The sequence below is a fragment of the Streptomyces sp. NPDC002054 genome, assembly GCF_040296685.1.
Classification (GTDB): Bacteria; Actinomycetota; Actinomycetes; order Streptomycetales; family Streptomycetaceae; genus Streptomyces.
The window spans coordinates 62798-80202 of record NZ_JBEOXT010000004.1; the positions used below are offsets into that span (position 1 = coordinate 62798).

18 protein-coding genes are annotated in these 17405 nt (G+C 71.4%); 11 read left to right on the forward strand and 7 right to left on the reverse strand.

Features of this window, described 5'->3' with window-relative positions; genetic code table 11:
- Positions 1-13 precede the first annotated feature (13 nt).
- Positions 14-1561: an MFS transporter gene (locus ABT123_RS04905; protein ID WP_351309851.1), complete on the forward strand. Its 1548-nt coding sequence runs from the start codon at positions 14-16 to the stop codon at positions 1559-1561.
- A 382-nt stretch (positions 1562-1943) separates the two neighbouring features.
- Positions 1944-2924 (forward strand): sigma-70 family RNA polymerase sigma factor, encoded by a 981-nt coding sequence (locus ABT123_RS04910; RefSeq protein WP_351309853.1) that lies wholly within the window; start codon positions 1944-1946, stop codon positions 2922-2924.
- A gap of 106 nt (positions 2925-3030) precedes the next feature.
- Here ABT123_RS04910 and ABT123_RS04915 read toward each other — a convergent pair whose 3' ends face one another.
- On the reverse strand, positions 3031-3987 hold the full coding sequence (locus ABT123_RS04915; protein ID WP_351309855.1) for a helix-turn-helix transcriptional regulator: 957 nt from the start codon (positions 3985-3987) through the stop codon (positions 3031-3033).
- A gap of 62 nt (positions 3988-4049) precedes the next feature.
- Here ABT123_RS04915 and ABT123_RS04920 point away from each other — a divergent pair, with 62 nt between their 5' ends.
- From ABT123_RS04920 to pfkB, 3 genes are all read left to right on the forward strand, one after another.
- Complete coding sequence (locus ABT123_RS04920) at positions 4050-5606, forward strand: MFS transporter (protein ID WP_502970866.1); 1557 nt, start codon at positions 4050-4052, stop codon at positions 5604-5606.
- A 142-nt stretch (positions 5607-5748) separates the two neighbouring features.
- Positions 5749-6510, forward strand: a complete 762-nt coding sequence (locus ABT123_RS04925; protein WP_351309857.1) for a DeoR/GlpR family DNA-binding transcription regulator — start codon at positions 5749-5751, stop codon at positions 6508-6510.
- Positions 6507-7442, forward strand: a complete 936-nt coding sequence (gene pfkB, locus ABT123_RS04930; RefSeq protein ID WP_351309858.1) for a 1-phosphofructokinase — start codon at positions 6507-6509, stop codon at positions 7440-7442. Before ABT123_RS04925 ends, pfkB begins: the two co-directional genes overlap by 4 nt.
- A gap of 15 nt (positions 7443-7457) precedes the next feature.
- On the opposite strand, the gene ABT123_RS04935 is transcribed toward pfkB, so the two are convergent.
- Positions 7458-8237: a DUF6227 family protein gene (locus tag ABT123_RS04935; RefSeq protein WP_351309860.1), complete on the reverse strand. Its 780-nt coding sequence runs from the start codon at positions 8235-8237 to the stop codon at positions 7458-7460.
- 192 nt (positions 8238-8429) lie between these two features.
- Here ABT123_RS04935 and ABT123_RS04940 point away from each other — a divergent pair, with 192 nt between their 5' ends.
- A complete protein-coding gene (locus ABT123_RS04940) occupies positions 8430-9080 on the forward strand; it encodes a vitamin K epoxide reductase family protein (RefSeq protein ID WP_502970867.1) in 651 nt (216 codons plus the stop codon).
- A 136-nt stretch (positions 9081-9216) separates the two neighbouring features.
- On the opposite strand, the gene ABT123_RS04945 is transcribed toward ABT123_RS04940, so the two are convergent.
- Positions 9217-9627, reverse strand: coding sequence for a rodlin (locus ABT123_RS04945; protein WP_351309864.1), 411 nt, complete (start codon positions 9625-9627; stop codon positions 9217-9219).
- 268 nt (positions 9628-9895) lie between these two features.
- Between ABT123_RS04945 and ABT123_RS04950 the strand changes: the two genes are divergently transcribed.
- Positions 9896-10363: a hypothetical protein gene (locus ABT123_RS04950; RefSeq protein ID WP_351309866.1), complete on the forward strand. Its 468-nt coding sequence runs from the start codon at positions 9896-9898 to the stop codon at positions 10361-10363.
- 142 nt (positions 10364-10505) lie between these two features.
- Complete coding sequence (locus ABT123_RS04955) at positions 10506-10745, forward strand: chaplin (RefSeq protein ID WP_351309868.1); 240 nt, start codon at positions 10506-10508, stop codon at positions 10743-10745.
- Between the two features lie 85 nt (positions 10746-10830).
- Here the strand turns inward: ABT123_RS04955 and ABT123_RS04960 are convergent, their stop codons facing one another.
- The 4 genes from ABT123_RS04960 to ABT123_RS04975 form a co-directional block, all read right to left on the reverse strand.
- The gene (locus tag ABT123_RS04960) at positions 10831-11184 is read right to left on the reverse strand and encodes a hypothetical protein (RefSeq protein ID WP_351309870.1); all 354 of its coding nucleotides are present in this window, start codon (positions 11182-11184) and stop codon (positions 10831-10833) included.
- Positions 11185-11335: 151 nt separating this feature from the next.
- Positions 11336-12214, reverse strand: coding sequence for a chaplin (locus ABT123_RS04965; RefSeq protein WP_351309872.1), 879 nt, complete (start codon positions 12212-12214; stop codon positions 11336-11338).
- Positions 12215-12344: 130 nt separating this feature from the next.
- Positions 12345-12578: a chaplin gene (locus tag ABT123_RS04970; protein WP_351309874.1), complete on the reverse strand. Its 234-nt coding sequence runs from the start codon at positions 12576-12578 to the stop codon at positions 12345-12347.
- 214 nt (positions 12579-12792) lie between these two features.
- Positions 12793-13194: a rodlin gene (locus ABT123_RS04975; protein WP_351309876.1), complete on the reverse strand. Its 402-nt coding sequence runs from the start codon at positions 13192-13194 to the stop codon at positions 12793-12795.
- A 289-nt stretch (positions 13195-13483) separates the two neighbouring features.
- Between ABT123_RS04975 and ABT123_RS04980 the strand changes: the two genes are divergently transcribed.
- From ABT123_RS04980 to ABT123_RS04990, 3 genes are read left to right on the forward strand one after another with little or no spacing between them, the layout of a single operon-like run.
- Complete coding sequence (locus ABT123_RS04980; protein WP_351309878.1) at positions 13484-14587, forward strand: DUF3344 domain-containing protein; 1104 nt, start codon at positions 13484-13486, stop codon at positions 14585-14587.
- Between the two features lie 31 nt (positions 14588-14618).
- On the forward strand, positions 14619-15845 hold the full coding sequence (locus ABT123_RS04985) for a glycosyltransferase family 4 protein (RefSeq protein ID WP_351309880.1): 1227 nt from the start codon (positions 14619-14621) through the stop codon (positions 15843-15845).
- The gene (locus tag ABT123_RS04990; protein WP_351309882.1) at positions 15842-17404 is read left to right on the forward strand and encodes an exopolysaccharide biosynthesis polyprenyl glycosylphosphotransferase; all 1563 of its coding nucleotides are present in this window, start codon (positions 15842-15844) and stop codon (positions 17402-17404) included. The genes ABT123_RS04985 and ABT123_RS04990 overlap by 4 nt, the downstream gene beginning before the upstream one ends.
- Position 17405 lies beyond the last annotated feature (1 nt).

Consider the following 17405-nt stretch of genomic DNA (forward strand, 5'->3'; position numbering starts at 1 on the left):
AGTGGGTACCCCCATGTCCAAAACAGCCCCGCCCGGCCTTCTGCAGCAGGCCGACCCCAGCCGCTGGAAAGCCCTGGTCTTCATCGCTCTGGCCCAGCTGATGGTCGTCCTCGACGCGACCATCGTGAACATCGCCCTGCCCTCCGCCCAGCAGGACCTCGGCATCTCCGACGGCAACCGCCAGTGGGTCATCACCGCTTACGCCCTGGCCTTCGGCGGGCTGCTCCTCTTCGGCGGCCGGATCGCCGACAAGTGGGGCCGCAAGCGCGCCTTCGTCATCGGCCTGATCGGTTTCGCCGCGGCTTCCGCGCTCGGCGGAGCGGCCACCGGCGAGGCCACCATGCTCGGCGCCCGCGCCCTCCAGGGTGCTTTCGGCGCGCTGCTCGCCCCCGCTGCGCTGTCCCTCCTCGCGGTGATGTTCACCGACGCCAAGGAGCGGGCCAAGGCCTTCGGCATCTACGGCGCCATCGCCGGCGGCGGCGGCGCGGTCGGCCTGATCCTGGGCGGCGTCCTCACCGAGTACCTCAACTGGCGCTGGACCTTCTTCGTCAACATCCCCTTCGCCGTGGTCGCGGCCGTCGGCGCCTACCTCGTCATCCGCGAGCCGGCCGGCACCCGCAACCGCGCGCCGCTGGACATCCCCGGCGTGGTCCTCTCCACCCTCGGCCTGGTCGCCCTGGTGTACGGGTTCACCCGCGCCGAGGCCGAGGGCTGGTCCGACCCCGTGACCATCGGCCTGTTCATCGCCTCGGCGGTGCTGCTGGCGGCCTTCGTCGTCACCGAGTCGCTGGTCCGCTCCCCGCTGCTGCCGCTCCGCGTCCTGCTGGAGCGCAACCGCGGAGGGGTCTACCTCTCGCTCGGCCTGGCCGTCATCGCGATGTTCGGCCTGTTCCTCTTCCTCACCTACTACCTCCAGGTCGTACAGGGCTATTCGCCGGTCAAGACCGGCTTCGCCTTCCTCCCGATGATCGCGGGCATGATCACGGGCTCCACCCAGATCGGTGCCCGGCTGATGACCCGGGTTCCGCCGCGCCTGCTGATGGGCCCCGGCTTCCTGACCGCCGCGGCCGGCATGCTGATGCTCACCCAGCTGGAGGTCGGCTCCTCCTACCCGGCGCTGATCCTGCCCGCGCAGCTCCTCCTGGGCCTCGGCATGGGTACGGCGTTCATGCCGGCCATGTCGCTGTCCACCCACGGGGTGAACCCGGCCGACGCCGGCGTCGCCTCCGCGATGGTCAACACCTCCCAGCAGGTCGGCGGCGCCATCGGCACGGCGCTGCTGAACACCATCGCCGCCTCGGCGACCACCGCGTACCTCACCTCGCACGCCACGGAGGCCGCGGCGGGCGGCGCGGCCGGCCGCCTGGTCCAGGCGCAGGCCATGGTCGAGGGCTACACCGCGGCGATCTGGTGGGCGGTCGGCATCCTGGTGGCCAGCGCGGCCATCGCGCTCACCCTGATCAACACGGGCCGCCCCGGCGGCCCGACGACCAAGACCGGCTCCGACTCCGGCTCCGTCGCCGACGAGCCCGAGCTCAAGATCCCGGTGATCGCCCACTGACCCACTGGGCCCACTTCACACGGCCGGACGGGCCGCCCACGGATTTCCGTGGGCGGCCCGTCCGCGTTCTCGAGCGTTCTCGCGCGGGTGAGCGGAGGCAACCAGAACGGGCCGGAGGCCGTCTTCAGGGGTGCAGTGCACACCGGGACGGTGTTGTTCCGGGGCGCTGCCGCAGCGGGTCTGACCTGCGGGTCTGTGGATCCGGCAGTCGGCGACCCCGCGGTGGCGGGGCAGGATACTGCAAGATCTCGAAAATTGGGTCGGCGCGTGGGAATTCTGTCCCGATTCCAGTCGTTGTTTCCTTCGGATGCAGGGCACTCGGGAGAGTGTTCCGGCAGCCACACCGCCACACCGCGACCGAACTCATCGCAAGGGAGCACGCATGGCAACCCGCGCCGTCGCCCGTCGTCAGTCCGCCGGCAGCAGTCGAGCCGCCGGCGGCGAAATCGCCGACCGCGACCTGGTCGGGATGTATCTGGACGAGATCGCGCGCACCCCGCTGCTCGATGCCGCCAGGGAAGTGGAGCTGTCCCAGATCATCGAGGCGGGGGTGTATGCCCAGCAGCTCCTCGACGGCGAGGTCGCGGAGCTCACCGGGACCGCCGCCGCGCGCGAGGAGCTGGAGGCGATCGCCGCCGAGGGCGAGCGCGCCAAGGAGATCTTCATCCGCTCCAACCTCCGCCTGGTCGTCGCCGTCGCCCGCCGCTATCCCCGCAGCGGCCTGCCGCTGCTCGACCTGATCCAGGAAGGCAATGCCGGCCTGGTGCGCGCCGTCGAGAAGTTCGACTACGCCAAGGGCTTCAAGTTCTCCACGTACGCGACCTGGTGGATCCGCCAGGCCATCACCCGCTCCATCGCCGACCAGTCCCGCACCATCCGCCTCCCCGTCCACCTGGTCGAGGAGCTCGGCCGGATCCGCCGGGTGCAGCGCGAGTTCAACCGGGAGAACGGCCGCGAGCCGGAGCACGCGGAGATCGCCGCCGAGCTCGACTCCACCGAGCAGCGCGTGGGCGACGTCCTGGACTGGGCGCGCGACCCGGTCAGCCTGAACATGTCCGTGGACGACGAAGGCGAGACGCAGTTCGGTGACCTGCTGGAGGACACCTCGGCGATCTCCCCCGAGCAGTCGGTGCTGTCCCTGCTCCGCAGTGAGGAGCTGGAAGACCTGATCGGCAAGCTCGATCAGCGGACGGCGTCCATCATCAAGATGCGGTACGGCATCGAGGACGGGCGCGAGCGGACGCTGACGGAGGTCGGCAAGCAGCACGGGCTGACCCGCGAGCGGATCCGGCAGATCGAGAAGCACGCACTGCTGGAGCTCAAGCGGATGGCCCGCGACACCGGCTTCGACGCGGTCGCTTAAGCACGGTGTCCCGTCGGGCCGGGACCACCCGGTTCCGGCCCCGCGTCCCACAGACCGCCCCGGCACCTCTTCCCCCCCTGGTGCCGGGGCTTTCCGCCGCGCCCGTTCAGACCGCCGCGCCCGCCGCCCGGGTCAGTGCGGCGCCCAGCACGGCCGCGCTCCTGACCAGCGCGGCCGGCTCCCGTACCGTGAATTCCAGCCCGGTCAGGGCCAGCCGGGCCGCCACCCACTCCGGGGCGTCGGCAGTCTCGAACCGCACCCGGCAGCCGCCCGACGCGGCATCCGGCTCGGGCGTGCCGAGCCAGTCCGGCACGGCCTCCGGCGCCGCCGCGAACACCACCTCGGCCCGGTAGACGCTGCCGCCCTGCAGACCCTTCCGGACGAAGGCCACGGCATCCCCCATCGGCAGCTCCCGCGCCGTGAACCGCACCCCCGTCAGGAACGGCTGCGTCACCCGGTCCACCCGGAAGGTCCGCCAGTCCTCCCGATCCAGGTCGTACGCCACCAGGTACCACCGCCGCCCCGTACTGACGAGCCGGTACGGCTCCACCCGCCGCCGGGACTCGGCCCCGTCGCCCGCGCGGTAGGCGAACCGCAGCCGCTCCTGCCCGGCCACCGCCCCGGCCATCACCGTCAGCGTGCGCGGATCGATGCTCGCCCCGTCGCCCCGGGTCAGGGCGACGGTCGCCGACTGCAGCGCGCTCACCCGGTGCCGCAGCCGGGCCGGCAGGACCTGTTCCAGCTTGGCCAGGGCCCGTACGGAAGCCTCCTCGACCCCTTCGATGGCATGCCCGGCCCCCGCCCGCAGCCCCACCGCGATGGCCACCGCCTCCTCGTCGTCCAGCAGCAGCGGGGGCATTGCCGCGCCCGCGACGAGGCGGTAGCCGCCCTCCGCGCCGAGCGAGGCCTCCACCGGGTAGCCGAGCTCCCGGAGCCGGTCGATGTCCCGCCGGATGGTGCGCGTGCTGACGCCCAGCCGTTCCGCCAGTTCACTGCCCGGCCACTCGCGCGGGGTTTGGAGCAGGGACAGCAGGGTGAGCAGCCGGGCCGGGGTGTCGTTCATGGCTCCAGGCTGCCAGTCAAATAGGACACCAACTGACCTACATGCCGTCTAGGTTTCTCTCCATGAGCACCGAGACGTCCAAGACATCGCCCGAGAACGACCTCGGGCCCGCACCGGAAGAAACGCCGACCGACCCCGCCGACCGCCGGCGCTGGCTGGCCCTGGCCATCGTGATGACCGCCGCCTTCATGGACCTGGTCGACGTCACGATCGTCAACATAGCCATACCCGCCATGCGGAGCGACCTCGGCGCCTCCACCAGCGCCATCCAGTGGATCACCGCGGGCTACGCCCTCGCGTTCGCCGCCGGACTGATCACCGGAGGCCGGCTGGGTGACATCTACGGCCGCAAGCGCCTCTTCCTGATCGGCATCGCCGGGTTCACCGCCGCTTCCCTGCTCTGCGGCATCGCCGCGAACCCCGGCATGCTCGTCGCCTCCCGCCTGCTCCAGGGCTCGATGGCAGCTCTGATGGTGCCCCAGGTGCTGGCGATCATCCACGTCACGTTCCCGGAGCACGAGCGCGGCAAGGTCTTCGGCATGTTCGGGGCCATCGTGGGCCTCGGTGCGGTCTCCGGGCCGATGCTGGGCGCCCTGCTCACCGAGTGGAACCTGTTCGGCCTCGAATGGCGCCCGATCTTCCTGATCAACCTGCCGGTCGGCATCGCCGGTGTGATCCTGGGCCGCAAGTTCATCGTCGAGTCCAAGGCCCCGAAGGCCCTCCGCCTGGACCTGGTCGGCGTGGTGCTCGCCACCCTCGCCATGGTGATGCTGATCTACCCGCTCACCCAGGGTCGCGAGAACGACTGGCCGCTGTGGGGCTTCCTCTGCATGGGCGCCGTGCCGCTGGTGGCCGCCGCATTCATCGGGTACGAGAAGTACAAGACTGCGCGGGACGGCTCCCCGCTGGTCGAGCTCTCCCTCTTCAAGGTCAAGAGCTTCGCCGCCGGCATTGCCGTCCAGGTCACCTTCGGCATCGCGACCGGCATCTTCTTCCTGGTCTGGACGCTGATGATGCAGATGGGCCTGGGCTGGAGCGCCCTGCGGTCCGGCCTCACCGGCATCCCCTTCTCGCTGGCCGTCTCGGTCTCCGCCGGCATGTCCGTCCAGAAGCTGGTGCCCCGGTTCGGGCGCAAGGTGCTCCAGGCGGGCGCGCTGATCATGGCCGGTGCCCTGGTCCTCTACATCTGGGAGTCCCAGCACTACGGCATGGAGATCACCTCCTGGCAGATGGCCGCCCCGCTGATCCTGCTGGGCCTCGGCATGGGTCTGATCGTGGCCCCGCTGACGGACATGGTCCTGTCCGAGGTGCCGCGCGAGCACGCCGGTTCCGCCTCCGGGCTGATCAACACCACCCAGCAGATGGGCAACGCGCTCGGGCTCGGTCTGACCTCGGTGGTCTACTTCGGCCTGATCGACAACGATCTGGTGCTCGGCGCGCCGCATGTCGAGGCGTTCCGGCACGCGATGTGGTGGGTGATCGCGGTACTGGTCGTCATCTTCGGGGTGATGTTCGCGCTGCCGCGCCGGCAGATCACCCCGGGCGCGGGCCACGAGGCCGAGGCGGGTGCCGCCGTGGCGCCGGTCGGCCCGGCGCTCGAGAAGACTCCGGTGGGCTGAGGCCTCCCGGGACCACTCACGCGTCTCACGGGCATGTCCGCTTATGTTGGTGGACATGCCCGTTTTGTTTGTTTTCTCCGCCATGTGGGCGTATGGTCTAAGTAAAGCCACAGATTCGGGCATCGAACGGGGGTAAACCCACATGTACGGACCGGAGCGTCAGCAGGAGATCCTCCGCCTCGCACGCGAGGCGGGCCGGGTCGACGTGCTGTCCCTCGCCGAGCAGTTCCAGGTCACCGCGGAGACCGTCCGCCGCGACCTCAAGGCCCTGGACCGGGCCGGCCTGGTCCGCCGCGTCCACGGCGGTGCCATCCCGGCCGGCCGCCTCGACTTCGAGCCCGACCTCACCGAACGCGAGGCCACCGCCGCCGACGAGAAGGCCCGCATCGCCCGGGCCGCCCTCGCCGAAATCCCCGACGGCGGCAGCGCCATCCTCGATGCCGGCACCACCGTCGCCCGGCTCGCCGCCGACCTGCCCGTCGATGCCGCCCTCACCGTGGTCACCCACGCCCTGCCGGTCGCCGCCCGGCTGGCCGACCACACCGGCATCGAACTGCACCTGGTCGGCGGCCGGGTCCGGCACCGCACCCGCGCCGCCGTGGACGCCTGGGCCCTGCGCGCCTACGCGGAGATCCGCGCGGACGTCGCCTTCGTCGCCACCAACGGCTTCTCCGCCCACGGCGGCCTGACCACCCCCGACCTCGCCGAGGCGGCCGTCAAACGGGCCGTGGTCGCAGCCGCCCGCCGGGTGGTGCTGCTCGCCGACTCCGCGAAGGCGGGCGAGGAACACTTCGCCCGGTTCGCCGGCTTCGCCGAAGTCGACCTGCTCATCACGGACACGGGGCTCGCCCCGGAACAGAAAGCGGCGATCGAGGCCGCCGGTACGGAAGTTGTGCTCGTATGATCCTCACCGTCACGCCCAACCCCTCCCTGGACCGGACCTACGAGGTCCCCTCCCTGGACCGCGGCGAGGTGCTCCGCGCCACCGGCGACCGGATCGACCCGGGCGGCAAGGGAGTCAACGTCTCCCGCGCCGTCGCCGCCGCAGGCTTCCGCACCACCGCCGTCCTCCCGCTGGGCGGCACCCCCGGCGCCCTGATCGCCGAACTCCTCACCGCCCAGGGCGTGGACGTCACCGCGGTGTCCGTGGCCGGCCAGACCCGCTCCAACATCTCTCTGGCCGAACACGACGGCACCCTCACAAAGATCAACGCGCCCGGTCCCGAGCTCACGGCCGACGAGTCCGCGCTGCTCCTCGACACCGTCCGCGGCCACGCCGCCACGGCCGACTGGATCGCCTGCTGCGGCAGCCTGCCCCGGGGCCTCCGGCCCGAGTGGTACGCCGACCTGGTCGCCCGCGCCCACGAGGTGGGCGTCCGCATCGCCCTGGACACCTCCGGCCCGGCCCTGCTCGCCGCCCTGCCCGCCCGCCCCGAAGTGATCAAGCCGAACCTCGCGGAGCTCGCCGAGGCGGTCGGGCGCCCGCTGACCACCCTCGGCGAGGTGGCCAAGGCCGCCGAGGAACTCCGGGCACTGGGCGCGGGCACGGTGCTGGCCAGCCTGGGCTCCGACGGCCAGCTGCTGGTCGAGGAATCCGGCACCCACTACGGCAGGGCCGAGGTCGCCACCGTCCGCAGCAACGTGGGCGCGGGCGATGCCTCGCTGGCCGGCTTCCTGATAGCGGGAGGTACCGGTCCGGCCGCCCTGGCCTCGGCTCTGGCGCACGGCGCGGCGGCGGCCGGCCTCCCGGGCAGCGCCATGCCCACCCCGGCCGACCTGTGCCCGTCCGCCGTCACGGTGACCCGGGACGTCCCACTGGACCTGGCCCTGTCCTGACCGGGCCGCAGGTCCTCAGCGGACCCGCGCGCGGAGTTCCATCGCTTCGCGCGCAGCCGCCTCGCTCTCGTACACCTCGCACATGTGCCGCCCGTCGGGGGTGGCCGTGTGCTCGACCTCCCACAGGCTGAGCTCGGTCCCGTCCAGCAGCATGAACGCGTGCTCGTAGAGGCTGAATCCGGCGTCCCGGCCGTCCGCCAGGCAGTGCCGGGTGCCGAACGCCTGCGTGATCCGGTGCGCATACGCCGACCGCAGCACCCGGGCCGTGTCCGCACCCGGCCGGTCCGCGTTCTCCGCCCGGCGCAGCACCCGGCGGGCATGGTCGGCGGACTCGTCCACGGCATAGCCGCGGTGCCTCTGTAACGGCGTGGAGACGGAGGCGGCGAACAGCGCGCTCAGCACCGCGACATCGTCCACCGCCCCCTCCGGGTCGTCCGGCAGCAGCGTGAACTCCGCGTGCGTGGCCGGATCCGCCTCACCGAACAGCCGGTTCACGGCCAGCGAGAGCTCGGCCCGGCCGGCGAACACCTCGTGCCGGACGGCCCGGTCCGCGTCCTGCCGGTAGGCCAGCTCCCACAGGGAGGACGAGGTGCCGTCGGCCAGCAGATAGGTGTGCCGGCGGGTCTCCCGCCACAGCCCCGAGGCCGGGCTGTGGTGCGTGCTGTACAGCGAAGAGCTGTGCGCGAGCGCGGTGCCGAGGTGCTCGACCAGTCGGTCCGGCAGGTCGAAGGAGTTGAGGGCGCGGCCCAGGAGTCGTTCGAGGTGGGCCTCGGTTGTCTCGTACGGATCGCTCAAGGTGGGTCTCCAGGCCGTCGCAGCTTGTCACTTCGCGGAAGCTCAACGTAGCCCCTGGGTCTGACATCACGTCCGGGGTTCGGTAAAACGTCCGGGAAGCATCAGGGGTTCCCGCCACCCCTTCAGGTCAACTTGCGCATGGAAAAGCATGGTTCGCCACGGTCTGTGGTGGATCGGTGGAGTATGGGCCACATGGCAACCAATACAGCGAACACCGTGGGCGTCCCCCGCCAGCAGGGGCCGGCCCGCAGCCACCCGGACGGCGAACCACCCGCACCATCAAGGGCGTTGGCCTGGCTCCTGGCCGTCACCGGAGCCGCCGGAGTGCTGGCCTCCTGGGTCATCACCCTGGACAAGTTCCACCTGCTGGAGGACCCGTCCTTCAAGCCGGCCTGCAGTCTGAACCCGGTCATTTCCTGCGGCAGCGTGATGAAGAGCGAGCAGGCCGCCGCGTTCGGCTTCCCCAATCCGATGCTCGGACTGGTCGCCTACGCGATGGTGGTGTGCGTCGGCGCGGGCCTGCTGGCGGGCGCCCGCTACCGGGGCTGGTTCTGGCTGGGATTGAACGCCGGCACGTTGTTCGGGACCGGCTTCTGCGGCTGGCTGATGGTCCAGTCGCTCTATGAGATCAACGCGCTGTGCCTGTGGTGCTGTCTGGCCTGGGTGGCGACGCTGCTCATGTTCTGGGCGGTGACCGCGCACACCGTCCGGACCGGCATCCTGCCCGCGCCCGCCCCGCTGCGGGCCTTCTTCGCGGACTTCGGCTGGGCGCCGCCGGCCCTGCACCTCGGAGTGATCGGCATGCTGATCCTCACCAGGTGGTGGGAGTTCTGGACCGGCTAGGCGGGACCCGGGACCCGCGGGCACCGTACGAGGGCCCCGGCAGCTGGTGGCTGCCGGGGCCCTCGTCACATCACCGTCACATCACCGCATCGCTCCACACGGGCGTCGGAAGCCCGGACCGGAAGGGGGAGCTGGGTCAGCTGCCGATCGAGGCGTTGCCGGAGAGGATCGGGATGTTGCTGAGGATGTGCGAGAGCGGCTCGTCACCCTTGGCCTGGGTGGAGTTCTCGGTGCACTGCTGGTTCTGCGGGTTGGACAGGACGTTGATGTCCTGGACGCCGATGGGCGTGAGACCGGCCAGCGACTGGGCGTTCACCTTGACGGGCAGGGCGATGCAGGGCTTGTTGAGTGTGCCCTGGATCGCGCTGAACTGCGGGCTCATGTCGCCGTGGGTCTTCTGGTTGCCGTAGATCTGCTGGCTACCGTTGCCGTTGACGGTGTTGACGCCGTTGTCGTTGCCGATGGCCATTGCCGGGGCGGCCATCGCGGCGCCCGCGCCGACCACCGCGGCGGTGGTTGCGGCAGCGGCCATGATCTTCTTGAGCATTTCGGTCCTTTTGTCGCACGAGTGCCCGCTGATGGAGCGCCCTGATCAACTGCCCGGTCCGGGGTTGGTTCCGCTGCTTCACTCAAACGGCTCGTCCGGGTGCACCTTTTCCCCACCCCGGGTGAGCCGGGCCCGGACGCCTGCGCGACGCCCGTACGCACCCCGCAGGCCATCAAGATCGTGTTGCAGTCCGTAGCGGGTGTTCGCACGGTGGGTGAGGAAGCGGACCGCTGGTGTCCGTCCTGCACGCCCAGCAGAAGGAACGCCCATGCACCTCAAGAAGGCGACTCGCGTACTTGTCCCCACCACCCTCGCCGCCGCCATACTCTTGGGCTCGGCCGGCCCCGCGAGCGCCCTCGATGCAGAACGTGCCGCCGCTCCGCGGGCGGCGGCGGCAGGACCGATCGACGACTTCGTGAACAGCATCCTCGAGGCGATCAGGGGGCTCCTGCCGGCGGGGGTCACGCTGCCCGACATCACCCTTCCGGAGATCACCCTTCCGGAGGTTGGACTGCCGGACCTCAACATCCCGGGCGTCACCCTGCCGTCGATCCCCGGAGTGGAGGTCCCGCAGCTGCCACCGCTGACCCCGCCGGCCCTGCCGGCAGTGCCAGCAGTGCCGGCAGTGCCGACACCGGTAACGCCGGTCGAGATCGTGCCCGAGCTTCCGGAGATCGTCCCCGAACTCCCTGCGATCGCCCCGCCCTCCGTCCTGCCGGTGGGCGGCACCACGTAACGGTCGCGACCGGCCGTGGTTACGGCCATTGGGCTGAACAGGTCGTCTTGCCCCCGGAGCCGTGTCGTCCCGGGAGCCGGGACGTTTCGCTCGGTGTGAGCCCCGGATCGGGGCATAACATCGAACAGAAGGTGCACTTCCCATGAACACTGCCAAGAAGGCCGTCGTAGCCCTGGCCGGTGCCGGTCTCGCTGTCGCCGGTGCCGCGGGTGCCTCCGTCGCCGACTCCAAGGCCGAGGGCGCGGCCATCGGTTCCCCCGGTGTCCTCTCGGGCAACCTGGTCCAGGTCCCGGTGCACATTCCGATCAACCTCTGCGGCAACTCGGTGAGCCTCGTCGGCGCCCTGAACCCCGCGTTCGGCAACGTCTGCATCAACGACTGATCCTTCGATCCGTCGGATCCGAAACACTGTGGGCGCCACCGGCATCGCCGGTGGCGCCCACAGTTGTACGGACCGGGGGCGAGGGTCAGCCCTGGCCGCCGTTCACGTGCAGCCCGCCGAGCATGGGGGCGACCTGGCCGACCAGGTTGGCGGACTCCAGCACCTTCCCGGGGGAGGCGGTGTTGCGGAGCTTGTTCACGTCCTCCACCGCACCGAGGACCGGCTCGACGGTTTCGGCCTGCTCGGCCAGGCCGGCGCCGACGTACTGGGGAAGGTTCGCGGTCACCGGCGCGGCGGCGTTCAGCGTGTCGGTCACCCCGCCGTTCAGGCTCATCGGCGGCATCGTGCCTCCGTCCGCGGCGAGGGCGGGGGCGACGGCGGAGGCCGCGAGCGCGGCGACGGAACCGGCGACGACGGCAGCGGCCTTCGAATACTTCATTTTCGGAATCCTTTTCCCGTGGCGACCCTCGCGCCACTATCGCCCTGGCTAACGATCCCGTCCGGCTGCGGAAACTCATGCGGCCGGAGAATCCCGACGTGCGAATTCTCCGGCCGCATATTCTTTCGTGTTTCTGATGTTTTCGGATGAATCAGTTGATACGGGACCGCCGGTAGAGGATGGACCCGCCGAGCAGGAGGGCGGTGGCGAGGCCGGCCAGGGCCGCCGGGGAACCGGCGCCGGTCTCGGCCAGCATCGGGACCTCCGCGACCGGGGCGGGCGCGGGGGCCGGGGCCGGCAGCGGGGCGGCCGGCGGGGTCACCGCCGGACCGGCCTCCGGTACGGGGGCGGGAGCCTGGGGCACCTCGACCGGAAGGTCGCGGGCCGGCGGGGCCGGAGGCTGATCGGCGGGCGGGGCCACCGGAACGGCCGGGTGCTCGACGACGTTGCTGCCGCGGGGCGGGGCGGGGGGAGTGTGGTGCACCGGCGGCGTGGGGGCCGGCGGGTGGTCGTCGCACTCCTCCTCTTCCTGCTCGCCCTTCCCGGGGCCGTCGTGTCCGTCCTGGTGCGGCTGGTGCCGGGGGTCGGGGCGGGGCTCGGGCCGCGATTCCTGCCGGGGCTCATGCCGGGGTTCATGCCGCGGTTCATGCCGGGGTTCATGGCGCGGTTCCTGCCGGGGCGCGGGCTCCTGCTCGTGCAGGTACTGCTCGAAGGCCTCGGCGTGCTCCGGGCTCAGGTGGCGGGAGTAGTCGAAGTCCCCGTCCCCGCCGGTCCCGTTCACGCAGTTGTTGCCGAAGGCGGGGTTCAGTACGCCGGCCGGATCCACCGTGTTGCCGCATACGTTCGGCGAGAAGGTGACCGGGACCGAAACGCTGTTGCCCGCCAGTACTCCCGGCGAATGCGAGGCTTCGGCGGTCGCTCCGTTGTGGGTGGCGAACGCGGCGCCGCCCGCGATCGACAGCAGGCCGGAGGCGGCTGCTGCCGTGAGCACTCCCTTGCTCAGTACCTGTCGGCTCAGTACCTGTCGCATGGGTCCTTCCCTGTCTACCGGCGCTGCTGCCGGTGCTGAATCGAAGGTGGCCTCGGAGTGCACCGCCGTACACTCCGAGGCCACTCCGAGGAGGTCTGCCCTTCCGGGCACCGGCGCCGGGCGCGCTGGATCAGAAGTTGATGCAGGTGTTGCCGAACGCGGGGTTCAGCAGCGCGGCACCGTTCAGGCTGTTGCCGCAGATGTTGATCGGGATGTTCACGGGGACCTGGACCAGGTTGCCGGAGGCGACGCCGGGGGAGTGGGCGGCCTTGCCGCTGGCGTCGGCGTCGGCCATCGCGGGGGCGGCGGAACCGGCAGCCATCAGGACACCGGCGGCGAGCACGACTGCCTTCTTGTACTTCATTTGATTTCGATCCTTCCCGTAGCGACGTTTGCCGCTGCAGAAATAACAACGAGCCGCGCCGGGAAAAGCAACCGCGCATTTCGCGGAGTCCGGAAGTAATTCACCCCGTTGCCTGTGGGGTCGGAATTGTGCGGCCGGATTCGGTTATGGGGAGGCCTGCACGCGGCGAGGCCGCCGCGCCCGAAGGTGCGACGGCCTCGCCGGTGGAGCGTGATCAGCTGCCGGCGGAGACGTTGCCGGAGAGGATCGGGATGTTGTCCAGGATGTGCGAGAGGGCCTCGTCGCCCTTGGCCTGGGTGGAGTTCTCGGTGCACTGCTGGTTCTGCGGGCTGGACAGGATCGGGATGTCCTGGACGCCGATGGGAGTGGCACCGACCAGCGACTGCAGGTTGGCCTTGGCCGGGAGGGCGATGCAGGGCTTGTTGAGCGAGCCCTGGATCAGCGCCATCTGCGGGCTCATCTTGCCGTAGGTGGCCTGGTTGCCGTAGATCTGCGAGGCGCCGTTGCCGTTCACGGTGTTGATGCCGTTGTCGTTGCCGATAGCCATCGCCTGGGCCGAGCCCATGCCCACAACGCCGGCGGCGACCGCCGCGGTGGCCATCATCTTCTTGATCACTGTCGTCCCATTTCTGAAGGATTGCCCGGTACAGGAGCGACCGGATCAACGGTCCGGGACCGGTTTGGGTTGCGTGGCTTCACTCGGATGCCGCTATCCCCGGCCCGCGTTGACGGCCGCGTGTTCCCGGGTTCGAACGGCGGCAGGCACTCCGTAACGACCTGCCATCCGGGAGGGTGTGCGTGATCGCCCAAAAGGCCGTACGAGCGAGTCCGGCGTGATTTCGCGCTCGATTTCTGACAAAGTGCGGAACTGTTTCGTCCCAATGATCGAAAATGGTGACAGGGTCATGGGTTCCTCCCGCAGAATCCTCGGCGCACTCGGTCTTGTGTCCTCCCTCGCTCTTTCGCTCAACGCGCCGGCCACCGGCGCCGCAGCCGCTCCGGCGCCGAAGGAATTGCCCCGGATCCAGTTCACACAGCGTTATCAGGCCGTGCAGCACGGCGGGCTGGTCCGGGCCTCCAACTCCGGGATCAGCTGCCGCAAGGAGGCGGCCGAGGATGCCGCGCCGTGCGCCGAGGTGAAGAAGGGTGCGGCAGGGGTCAACAGCGAGTTCGAGATGTTCTACAGCGAGGTCGACAAGGACCCGGACACCTACAACTCCACCCGGGCCGAGCTGAAGGTCCCGACGGGTGCCAAGGTCTCGTACGCGCGCCTGTACTGGGGCGGGAACCTGCGGGTCGGTGAGCAGAAGCCGCCCGAGGACAACGGCCGGGTGCTGGTCGCCGAACCGGGCGGCTCGTACAAGGACGTGCTGGCAGACACCGTGATCGGACACCGGACCGATGAGGGCAGCGATGCCTACCAGGCCTCCGCCGATGTGACCCAGCTGGTCCGCAAGGGCGGTGCCGGGATGTGGACGGTGGCTCAGCTCAACATCGCCATGGGCCACTCGCAGACCGGTGCCTGGGGCGGCTGGACGCTGGTGGTCGCCTACGAGCACCCGCAGGAGCCGCTGCGCCGGGTCTCGCTCTGGGACGGGTTCGAGGCGCCGGTCTCCGGTGACCGCGAGGGTGCCGCCGCCACGGTGCAGATCGACGGGCTGGACGTGCCGGCCCGGGGCACCGGGACGGCGGGGGTCGTCGGCTACGACGGGGACCGCGGGACCCTGGGGGACTCACTCACCGTGACCGCCGACAGTGGCCGGAGGGTGGGTCTCAGTGACGCGGAAAACCCCTTCAATGATGTGATGAATTCTACTATCACAGAATTCGGACGTCCCTCGTTCAGGCGACAGCCCGAACATGTGAATAACCTGGGGTATGACGCGGATGTGTTCGATCTGAGCCCCGCGCTGTCCAGTGGCGCCCGCAGCCTGCGCTTCTCGTTCGCAGGTGAAAGTCAGGGACATTTCCTCGGCGTGCTTTTCGTACAGGCAGACGCGCGCCGCTGAAACGTACGGAGACCACGGAGGCCTCTTCGTCGTGCTGTCAGATCATGTGACCGTTTTCCATCTTGTGCAGCCCGTGGAGGGCGGGGTCGCCCGGGTCGTCACCGACCTCGTCCGCGCTCAGACCGCCGCGGGCCTGCGCACCGTCGTGGCCTGCCCGCGCGGCGGGGTGCTCGCCGAGGACGCCCGGGACGCCGGAGCCGAGGTGCTGCCCTGGCGGGCCGGCCGCGCGCCCGGCCCCGGGCTCGCCGCCGAGGCCCTCGGCGCGGCCCGGCTCATCCGGCGGATCCGCCCCGACGTCCTGCACGCCCACAGCGCCAAGGCCGGACTGGCCGGCCGGCTCGCCGTCCGCGGCACCGTGCCCACCGTCTTCCAGCCGCACGCCTGGTCCTTCGACGCGGTCGGCGGTACCACCGCCGCACTCGCCCTCAGATGGGAGCGGTTCGGGGCTCGTTGGGCCGACCGGGTGCTCTGTGTCAGCGAGGCCGAACGGCGCGCCGGGGAGTCCGCCGGCATCGCCGCGCAGTGGTCCGTCGTACGCAACGGAGTGGACCTGGAGCACTTCCGGCCCGGCGGCCCGGACCCCGGACAGGACAAGGCCGCCGCCCGCGCCGGACTGCCGCTGCCCGCCGCCCTCCGGGGCGACGGGCCGCTCGCCGTCTGCGTGGGCCGGCTCTGCCAGCAGAAGGGCCAGGACGTACTGCTGCACGCCTGGCGGGAGGTGCTCGGCGCGGTCCCCGGCGCCCGGCTCGCCCTGGTGGGCGACGGCCCCGATGCCGAACGGCTCCGCCGAACGGCCCCACCCGGGGTGCTCTTTGCGGGTGCCGCCGCCGACATCCGCCCGTGGCTTCGGGCCGCCGATCTCGTTGTACTGCCGTCGCGCTGGGAAGGCATGGCGCTCGCCCCGCTCGAAGCCATGGCCTGTGGCCGGCCGGTCCTGGTCTCCGACGTCAGCGGGGCCCGGGAAAGCCTGCCGCCCGGCCAGGGCCGCCACTGCCTGGTACCGCCGGAGCAGCCGACGGCCCTGGCCAAGGCACTGGGCGCACTGCTCGCCGACCCGGGCCTGCTCGAAGAGCTGGGCCGGCAGGCGCAGCAGCACGCCCGGACCGACCTCGACGTGCGGCGGACCACCGACGCGGTCACGGGCCTGTACCACGAACTGCTGGGCAGGCCCTCTCCCGGACTCCGCCGGGGGGACCCTTCCCCCGGCCCCGCCGGGGGTACCCCCAAGCCCTTGAACCAGGAGCGCAACAGCCGATGACGATGGACAGCGCACACGCACCGCACTCGGGGCGCGGCGGCACACAGCCCGCCACCGCCGTCCGCCCGTCGGTGACCGCCATCCACCCGCCGCGCGGGCCCCAGGCCGGCCAGGCCCGCCCGGCCGTCCGGCCCCGCCGGGTACGCCGCCACGACGGGGTCGCCCCGCTGCTCACCGCCGACGCACTGGCCGCCGTACTGACCGCCGCCGCGGTGCCCGCCCTGGCCGTGGCGGACGGGGCCGCCGGAGCGGCCGGCGTCGGGGAGGCCCTTGAGGTCCTGCCGGCCTGGCCGGCCCTGTTGGCCCTGCCTGCCGTCGCCCTGACCGCGCAGGCCGGGCTGTACCGGCCCCGGCTTGCGCCCTCCGCACTGCTCGAACTGCCCGCGCTGGCCGGGCGGACGGCGGTGCTCTGGTGCTCCGTCGCGGCCGTCCTGGCCGCCGCGCACGCCGGGGCCGTCCTCGGCTGGAGCGTGCTCCTCGCCGCCGTCTGCCTGCACACCGTACTCGCCTGTGCCGGGCGGGGGTTCGTCCACCGGCTGCGCCGCCGGCAGGCCGTCCACCGCCCCTCCTCCACCCTGGTGGTCGGCTCCGCCACCGGCGCCGGCGCGGTGGCCGCCGCCCTGCACGGCCGCCCCGAGTACGGCCTGCGCCCGGTCGGCCTCGCCGAGACCGCGCCCGCCGACGGCGAAGAAGGCGGCCCGGGCGGGCCGGGCGGCGCGCTGCCCCGGCTCGCCACCCACGAGGACATCCGCCGCGCGGTCATCCAGAACGCGGTACGGCACGCGGTGTTCACCCGCCCGCCCGAGGCCGACGAGCGCACCGCCTCCCTGGTCCGGCTCTTCCACGACCACGGCTGCCGGCTCTGGCTCGCCGACCCGGCCGGCACCGCCAAGGTCACCGGCATGCGGGTGGCCCAGCCCGCCGACCAGCTGTGGGGCTACGCCGTGCAGCCGCTGCTGCCGCGCCCCGCCCGGCCGCTGGAGCGCTGGGCCAAGCGGGCCATCGACACCACCCTGGCCGCCCTCGCCCTGATCGCGGCGGCGCCCGTGATGGGCCTGTGCGCGCTCGCCGTACGCCTCGCCGACGGACCGGGGGTGATCTTCCGTCAGGAACGGGTCGGCCTCTACGGGCGCCCCTTCACCCTGCTGAAGTTCCGCACCCTGCGCGCCGACGAACACGAGTCCGCCACCCGCTGGACGGTGGCGGGCGACAACCGGATGAGCCCGGTCGGCTCCTTCCTGCGCAAGTCCTCGCTGGACGAGCTGCCGCAGCTGTGGAACGTGGTCCGCGGTGACATGAGCCTGGTCGGCCCGCGCCCCGAACGCCCGTTCTTCGTCGCGAAGTTCTCCTCCGTGCACCCGGGGTACGAGGCCCGCCACCGGATGCCGGTCGGCATCACCGGGCTGGCCCAGATCAACGGCCTGCGCGGGGACACCTCCATCGAGGACCGGGCCCGGTTCGACAACCACTACATCGACACCTGGTCGCTCTGGCAGGACCTGTGGATCCTGGCCCGCACCGCGGCCTCGTTCTTCCGCTTCCGGCTGGGGGGAAGTTGAG